The 16,665-nt window shown below is 57.6% G+C and carries 18 protein-coding genes; 7 read left to right on the top strand and 11 right to left on the bottom strand.

Features of this window, described 5'->3' with window-relative positions; translation table 11 throughout:
* Nucleotides 1–30: 30 nt before the first annotated feature.
* The gene (locus tag BGO89_04195; protein OJX60970.1) at nucleotides 31–741 is read left to right on the top strand and encodes a disulfide bond formation protein DsbA; all 711 of its coding nucleotides are present in this window, start codon (nucleotides 31–33) and stop codon (nucleotides 739–741) included.
* 29 nt (nucleotides 742–770) lie between these two features.
* A complete protein-coding gene (locus tag BGO89_04190; GenBank protein OJX60969.1) occupies nucleotides 771–1,457 on the top strand; it encodes an endonuclease V in 687 nt (228 codons plus the stop codon).
* Nucleotides 1,458–1,557: 100 nt separating this feature from the next.
* Here BGO89_04190 and BGO89_04185 read toward each other — a convergent pair whose 3' ends face one another.
* The 5 genes from BGO89_04185 to BGO89_04165 form a co-directional block, all read right to left on the bottom strand.
* Nucleotides 1,558–3,063, bottom strand: a complete 1,506-nt coding sequence (locus BGO89_04185; protein OJX60773.1) for a hypothetical protein — start codon at nucleotides 3,061–3,063, stop codon at nucleotides 1,558–1,560.
* Between the two features lie 13 nt (nucleotides 3,064–3,076).
* A complete protein-coding gene (locus tag BGO89_04180) occupies nucleotides 3,077–3,955 on the bottom strand; it encodes a hypothetical protein (protein ID OJX60772.1) in 879 nt (292 codons plus the stop codon).
* Between the two features lie 220 nt (nucleotides 3,956–4,175).
* Nucleotides 4,176–5,471, bottom strand: coding sequence for a hypothetical protein (locus tag BGO89_04175; protein OJX60771.1), 1,296 nt, complete (start codon nucleotides 5,469–5,471; stop codon nucleotides 4,176–4,178).
* A 276-nt stretch (nucleotides 5,472–5,747) separates the two neighbouring features.
* Entirely contained in the window at nucleotides 5,748–6,101 is a 354-nt protein-coding gene (locus BGO89_04170; GenBank protein ID OJX60770.1) for a hypothetical protein, read from the bottom strand.
* A 23-nt stretch (nucleotides 6,102–6,124) separates the two neighbouring features.
* Nucleotides 6,125–6,748 (bottom strand): hypothetical protein, encoded by a 624-nt coding sequence (locus BGO89_04165; GenBank protein OJX60769.1) that lies wholly within the window; start codon nucleotides 6,746–6,748, stop codon nucleotides 6,125–6,127.
* A gap of 143 nt (nucleotides 6,749–6,891) precedes the next feature.
* Between BGO89_04165 and BGO89_04160 the strand changes: the two genes are divergently transcribed.
* The gene (locus BGO89_04160; protein ID OJX60768.1) at nucleotides 6,892–8,133 is read left to right on the top strand and encodes a hypothetical protein; all 1,242 of its coding nucleotides are present in this window, start codon (nucleotides 6,892–6,894) and stop codon (nucleotides 8,131–8,133) included.
* On the opposite strand, the gene BGO89_04155 is transcribed toward BGO89_04160, so the two are convergent.
* A complete protein-coding gene (locus tag BGO89_04155) occupies nucleotides 8,134–9,906 on the bottom strand; it encodes a hypothetical protein (GenBank protein OJX60767.1) in 1,773 nt (590 codons plus the stop codon).
* Between the two features lie 265 nt (nucleotides 9,907–10,171).
* Here BGO89_04155 and BGO89_04150 point away from each other — a divergent pair, with 265 nt between their 5' ends.
* Entirely contained in the window at nucleotides 10,172–10,357 is a 186-nt protein-coding gene (locus tag BGO89_04150; GenBank protein OJX60766.1) for a hypothetical protein, read from the top strand.
* A gap of 71 nt (nucleotides 10,358–10,428) precedes the next feature.
* A complete protein-coding gene (locus BGO89_04145) occupies nucleotides 10,429–11,019 on the top strand; it encodes a hypothetical protein (GenBank protein OJX60968.1) in 591 nt (196 codons plus the stop codon).
* Between the two features lie 7 nt (nucleotides 11,020–11,026).
* Here BGO89_04145 and BGO89_04140 read toward each other — a convergent pair whose 3' ends face one another.
* Together BGO89_04140 and BGO89_04135 are read right to left on the bottom strand one after the other, a co-directional pair.
* The gene (locus BGO89_04140) at nucleotides 11,027–11,608 is read right to left on the bottom strand and encodes a protogloblin ApPgb (GenBank protein OJX60765.1); all 582 of its coding nucleotides are present in this window, start codon (nucleotides 11,606–11,608) and stop codon (nucleotides 11,027–11,029) included.
* A 157-nt stretch (nucleotides 11,609–11,765) separates the two neighbouring features.
* The gene (locus tag BGO89_04135; protein ID OJX60764.1) at nucleotides 11,766–12,410 is read right to left on the bottom strand and encodes a hypothetical protein; all 645 of its coding nucleotides are present in this window, start codon (nucleotides 12,408–12,410) and stop codon (nucleotides 11,766–11,768) included.
* Nucleotides 12,411–12,932: 522 nt separating this feature from the next.
* Between BGO89_04135 and BGO89_04130 the strand changes: the two genes are divergently transcribed.
* Nucleotides 12,933–13,352 (top strand): polyketide cyclase, encoded by a 420-nt coding sequence (locus tag BGO89_04130; GenBank protein OJX60967.1) that lies wholly within the window; start codon nucleotides 12,933–12,935, stop codon nucleotides 13,350–13,352.
* A gap of 315 nt (nucleotides 13,353–13,667) precedes the next feature.
* Here BGO89_04130 and BGO89_04125 read toward each other — a convergent pair whose 3' ends face one another.
* Nucleotides 13,668–14,297: an SAM-dependent methyltransferase gene (locus BGO89_04125; protein OJX60763.1), complete on the bottom strand. Its 630-nt coding sequence runs from the start codon at nucleotides 14,295–14,297 to the stop codon at nucleotides 13,668–13,670.
* 58 nt (nucleotides 14,298–14,355) lie between these two features.
* Here BGO89_04125 and BGO89_04120 point away from each other — a divergent pair, with 58 nt between their 5' ends.
* On the top strand, nucleotides 14,356–14,604 hold the full coding sequence (locus BGO89_04120; GenBank protein ID OJX60762.1) for a hypothetical protein: 249 nt from the start codon (nucleotides 14,356–14,358) through the stop codon (nucleotides 14,602–14,604).
* A gap of 51 nt (nucleotides 14,605–14,655) precedes the next feature.
* On the opposite strand, the gene BGO89_04115 is transcribed toward BGO89_04120, so the two are convergent.
* The gene (locus BGO89_04115; GenBank protein OJX60966.1) at nucleotides 14,656–15,417 is read right to left on the bottom strand and encodes a hypothetical protein; all 762 of its coding nucleotides are present in this window, start codon (nucleotides 15,415–15,417) and stop codon (nucleotides 14,656–14,658) included.
* Nucleotides 15,418–15,595: 178 nt separating this feature from the next.
* A complete protein-coding gene (locus BGO89_04110) occupies nucleotides 15,596–16,411 on the bottom strand; it encodes a hypothetical protein (protein ID OJX60965.1) in 816 nt (271 codons plus the stop codon).
* Nucleotides 16,412–16,665 lie beyond the last annotated feature (254 nt).

Here is a 16,665-nt window from a genome sequence, read left to right as displayed (position 1 = left end):
ATCATCGCAATACGAATCATGTCATCTCCCATCACCGTCGAAATCTGGTCCGACATCGTATGTCCGTTCTGCTACATCGGCAAACGGCATTTCGAACAGGCTCTGCAACGCTTCGATCATGCCGCCGACGTGAAGATCGTCTGGCGCAGCTATCAGCTCGATCCCGACGCCACGTACGTCGCAGGACGCAGCGTCCATGAAGCCCTTGCCGAGAAGAAGGGATGGACGCTCGACCATGCGATGCAGGCCGGTGCACACGTGACGTCCATGGCCCAGCAGGCCGGGCTGAACTACGATTTCGACCGCACCATTCCTGCCAATACGTTCGATGCGCATCGCCTCATCCATCTCGCTGCGAAGCACGGACTCCAGGATGCAGCGGAAGAGCGCCTCTTCTCGGCCTATTTCACGGAAGGCAGGAATATCGGTGACCGCGATACGCTCGTAGCACTTGGTGTCGAGCTCGGTCTCGATGCGGGCGAGGTAGGACGCATGCTCGACGACGGTTCGCTTGCCGACGAGGTTCGGCAGGACATCGTCGAGGCTTCCCGCATCGGCGTACGCGGTGTACCGTTCTTCGTCTTCGATCGCAAGTATGCCGTCTCCGGTGCGCAACCGAACGACGTCTTCCTCCAGACCCTCCAGCGCTCATGGGATGAAGCCCATCAGGCGATGACCATCGTCGATGTCCCTTCGGCCTCCGGTGCCGTGTGCACCGACGAAGGTTGTACGACGGACTGACGAGCTGCAGGTATCCGAACGGCACCACGATGAACGAATCCGGACAACTCCATCCATGGAACGTCACACCGACCGAAGCTGTCGCTCTCCAGCGACAGCTTCGGGAGCGTATCCGCGTCGAGCCGTTGAGGCATCCGGTGCGGACGATCGCCGGTTGCGACATCTCGTTCAACAAGTTCGAGGAAGCCGTCTATGCCGGAATCGTCGTCCTGAACATCGATACGCTCGAAGTCGTCGATCAGGCAGGCATCGTCTCCACGACGACGTTCCCCTACGTGCCGGGCCTCCTCACCTTTCGGGAAGGTCCATCGTTGCTGGAGGCCTGGAACGGTCTCCACACATTGCCCGACGTCGTCATGTTCGACGGTCACGGCATGGCTCACCCGCGACGCATGGGCATCGCAGCACATATGGGTCTCTGGCTCGATCGCCCGACCTTCGGCTGCGGCAAATCGATCCTCGTCGGTGCATTCGATGATCTCCCACCCGAGCGTGGATCGCGGTCACCACTCGTTCACAAGGACGAGGAAATAGGCGTCGCCCTGCGTACGAAGAACAAGGTCGGTCCGGTCTTCATATCGACCGGCCACCTCATCGATCTCGATTCGGCCGTCGACCTTACGCTACGATGCCATACGGGATATCGCATTCCCGAACCGACACGCAGGGCACACCTGCTCGTGAACGAATTACGGCTGGCGCACAAGACGCGGTAGCATCTACCTCTGAGCCTGGCCCCAAACGGAACATGCCGTACCCATATCCTGAGTACGGCATGCATCGACGATATACGTGATTACTATTCGGCCTGGGCGCCTATTCCGCTCCGTCCTGCACCGCCCGTGCGACGGCCACGGCACCGATGTCCTGTCCTTGCTTGAGACCGACGGTACAGTCGATACGCACATGGATGCAGCCATAGACGCGGCTGTCACCCGCTTCACGGGCCATCATCATGTAGCCCTGGCTGTACGACGGGAAGAAGTGTCCGAGTACCGTCGCAGCGGCACCGCTGAAGGTCGAGTGGCCGCTGGAGTATCCGGGGAAGTTCGGCAGACCGATCGGCATACGGACGACGTTGTCGATCGTGATCGGGCGCGCCGTGTTGTACTTGTACTTCGTATACCAGCAGACGACGGCGGCATCGTGGAGCGACGTCGAGGTATAGGCCATGACGCGAGCCATGCGGATCATGCTGAAGCGTGCTTCGCGCAGGCGCTCGGCCGCGAAGAGGTGCCAGTGGATCGGAGGCGTGAACGTTCCCTCTCCATCGGACCAATAGTTCGCGATACGTATCTGTTCGCGTGTGCGGCCCACCGAGATGCTGCGCATCTCATCCATGTCCGTGTCGTAGACGGCCGTTCCTTCGGATGGAGGCGGCCCCGGATCGAAGGATGCGGCATCGGTGATGTTCCACGGCTTCACTTCGCCGAAGAACGGAAGCATGGGCGGGCGCGTCGGCGTTTCGGTGCTTCTCCATTTCGGCCACGTCGTCACCATCGCGGCGTCCACGGCCTTCCATCGAGCCTGATCGTCGGCCTTGCTGAAGCCGTCGTTCTTCGCACGATCGATGAGCAGCGCCGCAACGCGGCGTCCGAGCGAGTCGCCTCCGGCGATATCGGATGGACGAGCCAGACCTGCCGCCACTCTCGACGACGTACATTCCTGCAACTGCGCTTCGAGATAGGCGCGTTCACCCGGATAGAAGAACGACACGATTTCTACCGTGACGCGGGACACGACGGCATCCTCATTGGGATAGGATGGTGTACCCGACGATGGGCCTGCCGTCACGATCGTCGGATCGACGGTCGACGGCGCCGGACGACGGTGTTGATACTTCAGCCTCCACGCCCAGATGAGAGCGTCGTACTGCCCGGCATTCACGAGTGCATAGAGACGTGCGGTGAAGGGCGGTGAAGCGAAGGGCTTGTTGGGATCGGGAAGGAAACGTCCGGTGAACGTACCATTCGGCGTACGCTCGGCGAGCGGCGCAACATTATAGCGGGCAACGATGTTACGCGTCAATTCGTTCCATCGCAGGTAGGTACCGGTATTCCACGTGCGGATGGCCTTGTTCTGGGCTTCCGTCCGGTTGGCGATGGCTTCCTTCACGGCGCTGATGCCTTCATCGGCGGCGGGTGGAGCGGAGATCAGGCTATCGCCTCCGCTCAGGACGAAAAGGGGATTCCATGCGATGGCAGCGCTGTCCGTCGACGAGGGAACGAGGTCGCCGTATTGCGGTCCCTCTACGGGCGAATCGCAGGAAATGCAGATTCCCACCACAAGAACGCAGGCGAGTACGAGACGTATCATGGACATTCAGGTCTGATTGTTAAAGTCCGCCCCACACGGGCAGATTGTAGATGATGCCACCGCTGACGCGGGTGGCCTGGCCGACGTTGCGGCCGTCCAATGTTCCGGCGATACCGGCCATCAGCGAGAAGTTCGGGATCAGGTTGTAGACCAGCGTCCCACCCACGCGAACGAAGTTCTGTCCGTTCGACGGGAAGGCCACGCCTGGACCGATACTGGTACCGGACTGTGCGACCTGGCTCTGTACCCATACGTCGCCGTACCATGACGTAAGGGCGATGCCCGCACGCGCCGAAATCTCGAACGCATCGGGAACGTCGACGTCGAAGCCTCTGTCGACCGATACCTTGCCGCGACCGATGTAACCCGCCTGGGCGGAGATGAAGGGTCCGGACCAGGCGCGATACTGGACGATCAGCCGTCCATCGATCGACGTCGCCCCATGTCCCACCGTCACCGGTTGATCCGTAGGATAGTTCGTTACGGGAAAGCCTACGGCACCGGCTACCATGACGTCCAACTGTCCGTCATCGAACGTCGTGTAGTACGGTCGTGCCCGCAGGGCGAAGGAAAGATCCTGGAGTGCACCCACGGGCGCCCAGAATCCGGCATTGGACGAAGCCCGTACCCAGGGAACGTTGGCCACGACGTCAAGCCAGGATGTGATGCCGGATACGGCATACATGCTCACGCTCGACGTGCTGATGGTCCCCAGACCAGGATTCGTCGTTTCACGATTGGCGATGTAGTACTTGTCGTACCATTCGCTCGAATAGGAAAGGGCAACGGTCGTTCTACCTGCCCCTTGCATGAAGCCCCCGAGCAACCCCTGGGCATGGAGTGCCGGCGCCAGGCATAACCACAGTGCGGCACCGATACAGCATGATTTGATGTTCATGGGCCCAAACTTAGACGTTGACCCTGCCTTCCTCAAGAATTATTGCACGGAATAGAACATATATTCCTTAACTGCCGTGATTCGAAGTGGGGTGAGGCGATCACGTGCTCGAGGGCAAATCAATCGACATGCGTCGAACCCCGCCGAACGCATCCCTATGACTTCCACTCCAGAGCCACCCTGCTGATCACGTTCCGCAGCGGATCGGGATGACGGGCTGTTATCGCAGGAAGCTGAGATGGAGACGTGAGGACTCGGGATTGAGGCATTCCCTGATCCGCCTGAATGACGTATATCCCGAACGACCACTAGAGTAGCCGGCTTCGTAATAGTATGAAAGTTCCTTACTCGCGACGAGATCACGGCCTTCGACGTCAATCATCGCATCGCCTTTCTCCGTATAACGGATTGGAACGTCCATCAAATCCAGCCTCAACGTCCCCGTCGCCCAGCTCACTCCACGCGAGTCATAGTCTACGATTTTCAGATGCATGCTGGCAAGACCACTCTTGCTCTTGTTCACAAACCATCCCGCCAGCTCCACCGACCCACCACGCCCAGTGATACGGATAGTATCTCCATCCTTGACGCTATTCGATTGGATCCAGAACGTAATGGGCCGCCATACGTACTCCCCCTCTGTGATATCGGCCTCGTGACTTGAAGGTATGACACGCCAATGAACGTTGAAATCACCCTCCACGAGCAGGTGCATCATGAAGGTACCGGGCTTGGATACAGGATCTCCATTCCGGATGGAAACGGTTGCGATCGTTCCGCGTTCGCTGCCGGATTCGAGTTCCACATCGTATGTACCCGGGTCGAGATCCGAGAACTGCACCGATATCGCTTTGTCGCTCATACGCTGAGCACGTGTGGACGCCCTCCTGCCGCCACGTATCAACGTAACTGTCATGTTCTCACCACTCTCCATGGCGACACCATGTATCGTCAAACCGACGTCGCTGTATTGAGACGACACGACGACGTCAGGCTGCTGAACATTAATGGGTTGTCGTATAGCATGATACAGCGCCTCGGCCGGATCATACACGACAAGCTCGATATCACCATACACGAAGGGTAGTGCATAGTAGTCCGGGCGTACAGGATGGGATTGCAGCCGGTGTAATGTCGGCCCATCCTTGCAGAACAAGCCATCCATCCACGGAAATACCCTCTTCAGCGAATACTTTTCGATGATACCATGACATCTCCCCGCCACGGCAACGCCCCACGTCGGAACGATGACATCGTCACCATAGACATAGAGCATCGTATCGACCAATACCCGGCCATCGCTGCCGTGCAACACGATCCTGCCGCTCCGCGACCTGGACGACGTAGCGACGACGATGCGTCCATGCTCTCGCTCAACCGATACCGGCAACAACTCCACCGCCTTCGAATACAGTATTGCACTAGGCAATGTCACTACGGTGTCCATTCCTGTCGCCGTGAGTATGATGGCCTCACCCGGGCGGATCGACGCTCCGATCCCGGTGATACGCAACATCCGTTGTTCCGGTGTGTGCCGTTCAGGTTCGTCGGGATGACGGCATCCCGCTATGCAGGCGGCAATTGCCAGGACTACAGCATAAAGGATTCGATGATATCGCATATGCACCTCCATGGTGCAACATGACGATATCGGAATACCGTGACACCTTTACAGAACCTATACTGCAGCGCGTCCGGTATCGCCTACACTCCGACTGCAACACTACCCTCATCGGAATAATTGCCGACCTGTAGATTGTATACGGCGATGGAATCCGTCGATATCGCCCTCCTACCTCTTTTCCAGAGCCACCCTGCTGATCTCGTTCAGCAGCGGATCGGGATGACGATTGAACTCGTACGGATATCCCCAGTACAACAGTTTGTCGTTCTCGAACACGGCCAGATAGTCCGCCGTGATGTCGCCGAGCTGAAGATCGAACAGCAGCACCTTGAATGCCCGCGACGGATCGGATTTGAGGTTGATAGTATAGATATCCTTCGGGCTTCTCGTGGACAGTTCCAGAACCTGGACCTCCGGCATGCCTTTCTGGAACATGTTGGAGTCGTTGATCGAGAAACCGCCACAGGCCTGCAGAAGGACGGCGACGAGGAACAGGGCTCCACGTTTCAGTATCGTATGCATCGATCGTACTTTCGTTCGTTGGTTCAGAATCCTTGCAGGAACAGTTGGGTGTAGATGATCGGAGCCAGCTCGAGCACTTCGGGATCGTCGGATTTCGAGAAGTCTCCCATCATGCCCCAGTACCGGAGTCTGTCGTCCTGGTAGAGGAAGTAGACATTGGCCTTGACGTCGGATTTCACCCGCCTCGACGTCGTCTCCTGCTGACCCGGCTTGATGTATCCGTTGTTGTCTCTCTGGACGAACGGATTTCTCGTATACTCGGTCTTGCTGGTCTGCGCGACCTGCAACGGATAGAATTCGACGGTATAGTTCCCGCTCCTGACCGGAAGCCGGAGAGGATTGTCAGGAGATATGGACAGGAGATCGAGAACGCTCTCGTGCTGCATCCCCTTCCGGAGCCTGTTCAACTGATTGTGGGTAACGTAGGGTGGGGCGCATCCTGCGATCATCACCACGCAGGACAGCAACGCGAAGGATATTCTGGCACTCATTCCGATCCAGGATAAACTGAGGGGACGACAGAAACCGCGATCATACCGAAATTCCTCGACAAGTAATGGATGGATACGACGATGTCCCATGATGCACGATGAACGGCCTTGCGACATGAACGTCTGCAGGATCGTCCTTCCATAGCCGACGTTCATGGAACCGTCGACGAGGGCAATTGTTCAAGTACCGGAATCGGGAAGAATGCAGGACAAGTGCGAACGATCCGATGCGCATCGTTCGCTGCCATCGGATGCGATGTCATGCATAGTGTATCGAATACACCGACGGAGAACCATCGATGAAATATTCCTTTCTCTTCGCCTCGATTCTGGCCGTCTCCTCCTGCTTCAATCCGTTCAACAAGGAGCAGCCTGCCCTGACGCCTCAGCGCGATCTCGGCCTTACGGCCCGGCGCCTTGTCGTACCGGAGAAGTTCTCGAAGGAGATCACGATCACCGAGTCCGTCTTCCTTCCACATGGCTTCACGGCGAAGGTCTTCTATGCAGGACGGCTGGACAAGGCCCGGTTCATGGCATGGTCTCCCGACAGCGTCCTGCATGTCGCCAACAAGTCCAGCGGGGAGATCCTGGCACTGCCCGACCGGAATCATGACGGCGAAGCCGATACGGCCATCGTCGTTGCACGCGATCTGCATCTTCCGCACGACCTGAAGTTCCATGCCGGAGCCCTGTACGTCGCCGAGGAACGACGCGTCGTCCGTCTCACGGATAACGACGGTGACGGCATCTACGAACGCCGGACCGTCTTCATCGACGACATCGCCCAGGGCGCCGAACAACCCGGCGGTGGGCACGACACACGTACCATCGTCTTCGATCCGCAGCATCACGCGATGTATCTGTCCATCGGCTCTTCGTGCAACGTCTGCCGCGAGGACGGACGAGCCATCATCGAACGATATGCCGAGGACGGAACGGGACGACGCGTCTATGCGAGGGGCGTACGCAATGCCGTCGGCATGGCCCTGCATCCGCGAACCGGACGACTCTGGGCGACCAACAACGGAAGCGACTGGCAGGGCGACGACATTCCGCCGGAATGGATCGACGAGGTCCGCGATGGCGGGTTCTACGGTCATCCTTTCGCATGGGGTGACGGCAGATTCTTCGACTTCACGATTCTCGTCGGTGGATATCGCGACCTCCTCCCCATCACCGCTGCGGACAGCACCCTTGTACGGAGCATGAAGCATCCGGCTGCCCTCGTACAGGCTCACACCGCACCGATGGCCATCGAATTCCCCAATCCCTCGTTCTCCGAGCGATTCAGGAGCGGAGCCTTCGTATCGCTGCGCGGTTCATGGAACAGGCGCGTGCCCGCAGGCTACAAGGTCATCTATCTTCACATGAAGGCGGACAGTGCGGTCGACTACGTCTCCGACTTCCTTACCGGATTCACGACGAAGAACCGATCCTGGGCACGGCCCGTCGGCCTCGCTACCGACAGTCGTGGCAACCTCTACGTCAGTAGTGATGCGAACAAGGAATTCATCGCCATCGTGTCACCGTCGAAGGAATGATCAGGGCAGCGGTTGCGTCGCGACGAAGAGCCCCTGATCGCGCGTCAGAAGATGCAGACGGTCATGGCTGTCGAATCTCGCCGACATGACGTAGTTGCTCTGCGAAGTGAAGCCGGTGAGCGTCAAAGGCTTCGTTCCATCGCTGCCGGAACTGCCCTGACGGAACGCACCGAGTTCGCCGTAGGCGATGAAGCGGTTACGGCTGTCGAAGACGAATCCCGGAGCCGCGGTCTGCACCTCCGTCCACGTCGTGCCGCCGTCCGTCGAACGCTGATACGTCCGGAAGTTCACCGTCTGGCCGTAAAGCAGTCCGGTAGCATCCTCGACGATCGAGACGTAGTTGATTCCATTCGTGAGACGTATCGCAGTACCATCCGGACGGACACGTACGAGCATGCCGTTCGTATGCGTCGCAAGATCGTCACGATATGTCGTGATCGAAACGATCAGGTCCCCACTCCTCGCTCCCAGCACAGCGGGCAGGCCGATGGTACCGATGCCGCTGTACAGATAGTCCGGCATGGGCGCTTCCTTCCACGACGTACCCCCATCGACGGAAAGGAAGGTGGACGATACCTGCGACAGGAAAATCGTTCCTTGCGGTGTCGTGGCCATCGTGGAGAAGCCCGATTGCCCACCGAGCGTCTTCCAGCCCGATGACGTCTTCCGGAACAGTGTTCTGTCGGCAAGAATGAGGAGGTTGCCTTCGGCATCGAATCCGAAGGACTGTATCGACTCCACCGAGCCGATCCCTGCGGGAACGAACGAACGTCCATTGTCGGTCGAGATAGCCACACCACCGGATGCGGTCTCGCCCTGTGCGACGGCGATCACCGAACCCTTCATGGCGAAGTCGTACCCTTGTGCAAAGTAGATATGCTGCCATGTCATGCCTCCATCCGTGGACTTCGCCACGGTCATCGGTCTGTCGGTCAGCGTCGTGGCACCGCGATTGACGAGGGCATAGAGGATACCATCGGCACCCTCGACGATCTTCGAGAAGTATGGTGGGTTGTTGAACTGCGAGAGATCGGTGAAGCTCGCTCCGCCGTCGGTCGACAATCGTAGTCCACCACCGCCCGGAACGTAGTAGAGGATGTGGCCATTGCTTCTGCGTACGAGTTCACCACCGTAGTTGGCTAACGGAGCCGGGTACGATGTCCAGGTCGCGCCACGGTCCGGTGAGGAATAGAATCCCTGCGGACTGCTCAGGTACATTTCACCCGATGGGCCGAAGGCCAGACCACCGCCGTAGAGGAAGCCGGAGGGCAATGGAATGGTCGTCCACGTCGTCCCACGATCGGCACTCGTGTAGAGCGTCATTCTCGCCGGATAGGTGTAGACGCGCAGATACGGTTCTCCGGTCGGAGAAACGGACAACGTGACCTTTTCCGTCTGTGCGGTGCGAATCTGGACGTCCACGGCCTTCGGTGTGCCACCGATATGGTCGATCACGAACAGGGCGTCGCGCGTGAGGGCGTATATCTCGCCACCACCGCCTACCACGACCGATTCGTAGCGTGCGTTCGAATGCATGAGGGACGGGGTGCCGCCGGAGATCGGAACGGAATAGATCTTGTCGTCGATCACGGCTACGAGCCTGCTCGCATCGAGGATGTCGACGCTCACGACGTTCCCCTTCGCTGCAGGGAGATCGGTGAGTCTGGTCATGGCCAGTTCACCGGGTGCGGCAGGTGTCGACGGTTCCGAAGACATCCCGCAACCATGCAGGAACGCCGCGGCCAGGGCGAAGAGAAGCAGACGATGCACCATGATCACTTTCGACGATTGGGGGAGACGGGACGCAGCACCAGGAGTGCCGGCAACACACCGATACGATCCAATCTTAACCCGGAACCGCCCCACAGCCCGTACTACCTTACTACTACTTTGGGCACTTCAAGTACCGTCCTGTTGCCACGTGCCGCTTGAACGCCGCCATGTAGCATATGGCCGAACCCTCGACCACGAAGTGGGGCATGTTCCATCTCATCCTTTCCTCGACGTCCGGTATCGTCCGATGGATGAGATTCCTGAAATGATTCAGGATAGGTCGGACGAATGGCTCGGAGCGGGCGATATATTCATCGACCTTTTCGGAGTCGGTGGTTCGGGTTATCCTGCTCATTCTAACTCCAGACGGCACAGGATACGCAGGAACGGCGGCCATTCCCTCGTTCGGATCACGCAGTCTCGCGATCCGGCCGCCACCGTACCAGAATAGAGGAGGATCGGCTTCCCGTGTCTTTCGCATGTGAATGTCAGGAGTGCCGACTATCTTGCGGTCAAGGAGTCATCGTGGCAACGGAACAGCAGGATCTCGCGTCGAAGATAGTACTGGCACTGGAGCGTCTCGGACAGCTCCAGCGGCAGTCACTATGGCAGATCGCGGTGGAGAAGGAACTGAGCCCGATCCAGGCACAGATCCTGATCTTCATCGGCAGTCATGACCGCAGTCTGGCGACCGTCACCTATCTCGCACGTGAGTTCGCCGTCACCAAGGCGACGGTCAGCGATGCCGTGGCCACGCTCGTCCGCAAGGGACTGCTCGTCAAGACGGCCCACGCCGAGGACCGACGAATCGAAGTCCTTTCCCTCACCGCTACCGGCAAGCGCACCTTCAATGCCATCGCCGACTATCAGCAGCCCACCGTCGACACCGTACGGGAGCTCACCGAGGCCCAGCGTTCACAGCTCTGGTCGTCGTTGTCCACGTTGATCCATCGTCTGCAGACGCAGGACCTCGCGGTGGCCCAGCGCATGTGCTATACGTGCGCGTTCTTCCGTCCGAGTTCCCGACGTCCGTACTGCCGGTTACTGGAAGTAGCGCTCTCTCCCTCCGACATCAGGCTCGACTGCCCGGAGCACGAGACCGCCGACGTCTGACGCAGGATCAGAAGTCGCCCTCTTTCACATAGGGGTACGTCCAGAGAATAGTCGTCAGGGTCAGTGCCTTCAGCCATGATGCCATCATTCCGTCGATATCACTGTCGCTGGCGCCACCCTCGACCAGGAACGGACGAACGGTGAGGGTAAGCGGAACGATGAAGGCGACGATGTAGCGATAGTGGATGATGGGCACCGAGTTCACACCGTCGGTGATGTTCTTCTTCGCGCGATGATGACGAAGTGCCACTTCGTACTGATAGTCGAGCCATTCCTGATCGTAGCTCCTGTTGCACGTATCCCGCACCCATTGTCCGAACCGGACCCGTACTGCCTGCAGGTAGTCACCGTTCGGTACGCCGCCCGAGGTGAAGTAGTGGAGGAGATGGTCGTTGCCTCCCACGAAGCCGTACCAGACGTCGAGCAAGGCATCGATCCGCGATTCGAGAATCGTTCCCATACGACGGAGATTGGCGACGTCCGCGTCGTCGAACAGTACCGTCTTCTTCAGCAGATCCAGATCCTTCACCGACACCGGTGAAGAGGCGACGGAGCCGTATGCGTATCCGGCGATATTCGTTCCCATCATACCCTCGTGTTGTTGTGTTGTGGATCATCGGCGGACAATAGTAAGGATTCCTAACTATATATCCAATCACACCACAATGACGAATGCATGGATGGCCATAAACGAAAAGACCCCGCCGAAGCGGGGCCTACGATCCATCACCGTTTCCGAACGACGATCATTTCAGCGTATAGGACCTCAGCTCGGCCGTTGTCGTCTTGACCGACCCGCCGCCTGCCGACGAATAGTCGACGTGCTTCACCAGACCGACACTTCTCGACCAGTAGAATGCACCCGACGATATCGAAACGAACTGCGGACCGAGTAAGTAGCCCGTGCTGTACCGGACGATCATGATGTCGTTGAAGGTACCCGCCGGAACAATCACGCTCGTATCACGCTCCTTCATCGTCCACATATGCAGGACACGTGCCGACTTCGTCGGCACCCATTGTCCCCATGCCTCGTCGTAGGCCTTGCTGACGTCGACGAAGCTCGTCACCGTATCGCCGATCATGTTCATGAAGGCCTGGCCTTCGATGAGGAGGTCATCGTGACGCAGGAAGGCATTCCTCGTCAAGGCACCCGATACGGACAGCAGCGCATAGGTGTGCCCATAGGCCGTCGTATCACCCACGACCTTGTACTTGACCGAGTCCGTACCATTGTAGGTATAGACCCACTCGTTCCCTATCGAGAGAGGCATGTATTCGCTGGATTCATGGCCCGGCCCCGTCGGCATATTGTCGTTGTCCTTGGTACAGGATGACAGGACCAGTATGCCGGCGAGCAGCCAACCGGCCGTGACGAGAAGATGATTCATTGTGTTGTCCAGGTTAAGGAATGATCGAGGTTCTATCGTGTATCGAAGTCGATATGGATCCATGCGCCGATCTCGTGGGCAAGATAGTGTCTTTTCATGCAGGTGTGCAGATGTAGTCTTACGGAATCGTTCGAATCCGATATCATATCCTCGAGTCTCGCACCATCCCCGGAACAGGGGAGGAGCCATCACCAGACCGCATGGATACTGGCCTCACGGAGATCATGCTCCACACTATCGCAAGGTATCGTCCGATATCGCCTCACACCGTCTGTTGACATATTGTTGACTCCTGACATGCCGTAACGACCGCTCCATATCATCAGATCATGACCTCGTACGGCGATCGTTCGGTGAAGACCACCGTCTCACCACGTGAAGGTCACGGACCGACCGCCTCCCGTCTCCGATGCCGATCGGAACCATCGCCTGCGTCATCCGGTACAGAACTGGCCGATGACTGTGTACTTTCGGCGTATGTTCGCGGCATTCTCCACTTCACATTCTTCTGCGAGGCTTCCGATGAGCAAGATCACGAGTATCACCATCGAAACCACCGTCGACGCTCCCGTCGAGAAAGTCTGGGAACGCTGGACGCGTCCGGAACATATCACCAGGTGGAATGCCGCGTCGGACGACTGGCATACTCCAACTGCCACCAACGACCTCCGGCCGGGCGGCACCTTCACCAGCCGTATGGAAGCCCGTGACGGCAGCATGGGATTCGACTTCGGCGGAACCTATGACGACGTCGACCATCACCGTCACATCAGCTATACCATGGGCGATGGTCGTCGGGTCTCCGTCACCTTCGACAGTAACGGTGACAGAACGAAGGTCGTCGAAACCTTCGATGCCGAAACGGAGAACTCGCTCGAGATGCAACGTGCCGGCTGGCAGGCCATTCTCGACAACTTCAAGAAGTACACGGAAGGAACGTAGTAGCCGCCAGATCTGATGTCCGGTCCGCCAGCCCCGGTGCACCGAACGACGGTACGATATGGAGCCTGACCCTTTACCGGATTCCATCGTCTCCGTATCCGCGTTATGCCGAACTCGTATGATCATTGATCCCGACGTCTGTGCTGGTGCAGGCGTCGGACGGGCTTCGTCGCGTTCCGTCTTCAATCGCTCGTCGCCCTCCATGGAGCGATGGATGAGATAGAGGAGTATCGAGGCCTGACCACATGGCATCACACCATCGTGGTACGATGACGAATATCGACCTGATGCTGGTCGGAGACCTGAATGTCATGCCTACCCGGTCTTCCGGAACAGACAGAACAGAAAGTTCTGCGTCGTCGCGAACGGCGTCGTGTGATCTTCCCGTTTGCACCACAGTCGTTCGAAACCGTTTCCGACCGTGGTCGTCATCGTCTCTTCCGAATATTGCGTCACATCGAGAGCGCTGCATCGCTTCGGCCCATCGACGGAGAACGTTCCGAGGAACAGATGTCCTCCTGTCCGGATGCTCTTGTGTGCGATGGCTACATACTTCTCGACGTCGTTCGCATTCGTCAGGAAGTGAAGGGCCGCGCGATCGTGCCAGAAGTCGAACCGCATATCGGGTTCGTACTCGGTGATATCGCTCACGATCCACCGCACGAGATCCGCTCGCTCGCCCAGTCTCGTCTTCGCATTCTCGATAGCTTGTGCTGAAATATCCAGCACCGTCACGTTCGTGAAGCCTTTGTCCAGCAGGGTGTCCACGAGATAGCTGTCGCCTCCACCCACGTCGATGATCGCCGCATCGTACGGAAGCCGTACCGATGCGATGGCGTTCATCGACGCCGCCGGATATTTCTGATACCAGCTTCGCTCCCGTTCGCCCTTCGTGGCGAAGACGGTGTTCCAGTGAGTGGGGCGGGGTATTTCTTCGTTATTCATGTAGTCGCTATTGGTCGTTCGGGATCACGCCGGCACACTATCCAACGGGATCGGTAGTATGGCGGCCGGCTCCGGCAAAACTCGTGAAATGTGGCATGCTTCGACTGCCGCCGGTCCTCGGCACCTGCCATGTCCCGGGGAGAAGTTCGCTAATGATGAATCCGATGGCATACCGTACGTCACCATCCGATCGGTCGACATTGAGTATTGGGAGGGGGAGAGCGCCCGCTGCGGAACATTTCGACTTCCGCAGGTTATGAAGCGCCTGGACGTCGTACGGATCATGGATACCAGGAGTCCGCGATAGCTCCACGGTCGGGCGTACCGCTATCACCACCGAAAAACGAGCAATATCCTATCAGCCTTTCCCGCGATTCTCCTCGATAGCAGTCTTCAGCCTTTCGATCGTCAATGCAGGTACCTCTCTATGTAGCATGGCATGGCAGTTCGGACAGACGGGACGTAGATCGTTGTCGGCATCGAGGACATATTCCTTCCCGATACTGCTTAGTTCTTTGAGATGATGTACATGAATGAAATCTCTACCAAGTTCACCATACACTCTTCCGAAATCGAATGAGCAAACTGCGCAATTCACTCCCCATCTATCTATGCATCGCCTTCGGGCAAAGCTGCTTCTTTCGTATCTGTTTACCGTAACTGTAGTTCTCAGACCTTCACGGACGAGATGAGCAAACTCGACAACACTATCGTCGTTCCCGACGCTTTCCACAGCCGGCAGTAGAGACCATACTATCCTGACCGGTCTGGAATCATATGCCTCCTCGCATGACCCTAGCCCAGCGAACGTAAAAGGATCGCGAGAATCATTCCGATAGAAGATATAGATGTCCCCGACCGGATAGAGGAGCATCTGTATAGATGCATTCGATAGTCTCAATCCATTCCTGGCATACCAGGTGAGCAGTCCGCCGTCCATACTGTTCCGGTAATCATGCCCGGTACGGCCTGCCGTCCCGACATTGCAGAAAATGAAATGATCACCGCGGAAGAACACCATCCCGGTATACCAACTCCCTCCATGTATCTCCTCAGGAAGGCCAACCATACGAAACACGTCTTTTCTGAAGTACTTATGATCGACGATGAAGCTATACATCATTCTACCGGTCGGATTCTTGTTACCTGTCGAGATATAGAACTGATTCCGGTGTAAAAATACCGAATTGCCGTTCTTCGACTGGAGGACTTCATCTCATCGGTATACGACAGCAGGAGATACCAGTTCATGGCATCGGTATCGTGAATGGCGTCGATTTATCGGACCAGTACGAAGTTTAGAAATTCTGTGAATTGATAGTTATCTGTGCCAGGTATACAGAAGCGGGTGGCCTGTATCCGTGCCTGCTGTGCGGTCTTTGCGTGTTGTACATCCTCTTCCATCGTTGCGATAGAACCTCGGCATCCTTGAGCGTCAGGAATATCTCGGCGTCGAGAACTTCTCGTCTGTACGTGCCTACTAAGCTCTCGGCACTGCCGTTCTGCCAAGGCTTGCCCGGATCGATATAGGCCATCTGTACCCCTCTGCGTTGAGCCCACGCCTGCTCGGCAGAGGCGGTTAACTGTCCTCCGTTATCACAGCGGGCATACGCTGGCTTGCCGTACGTGTCCACCAACCGGTCCAATACAGCCTCCACATTCCGGGCCTTGAACGATGACGCTACGGCGATCTCCAGGCCGTAGGCCGTGGCCTCGTCCTTGACCAACAGGGACATGAAACGCCTGCCGTTCTGTAACCTGCCCTCGGCAAAGTCCATGCACCAGACTGTGTTGGCTATCTCGGCAGAAGGATTGATCCGCATGCCACGCTTGATCTTGCGGTGCTTACGACGCCAGAGCGCTGAGAAGCCCATCTTCTGCCATAGACGCCGTACCCTGCCCAAGCTGCTCCCTTCGCCCTGTTCACGCAACCAGCCATGCACCAGACGATAGCCCCAGGCAGGGTGCTCACGCGATACGGCTTGGATGCGGTCACATAAGGAGGCGGTCTTCGATGGCAGCAGATGGCGGTAGTGGTACATCGATCGCGATACGTGTACCAGATGGCAACTCCGCCGCTGGCCTACACCACGTTCTTGCGCATGACGGGCCATGGCAACGCGCTCGGTGACCGTCACCACTTTTTTTGCATTGATTTCCTTCATCACCTCGATTTCCAGATCGCGTTCAGCGACGAGTTTCTTCAGACGCGAATTCTCCTGTTGCAGATGTTTCAGTTCAGCCACCTGGCTGGCTTCCATCGTCCCGTACTTCTTCCGCCACAGGTAGATCGTCTGTTCCGATACCTTATGCTTCTTCGACGTCTCAGGAACGCCATGAGCTTGCGATTCCCCTACGATACTTACGA

The sequence above is a fragment of the Candidatus Kapaibacterium thiocyanatum genome (assembly GCA_001899175.1).
In the GTDB taxonomy this organism is placed as follows: Bacteria; Bacteroidota; Ignavibacteria; order Kapaibacteriales; family Kapaibacteriaceae; genus Kapaibacterium; species Kapaibacterium thiocyanatum.
This window is presented reverse-complemented; position numbering and strand designations above follow the sequence as displayed.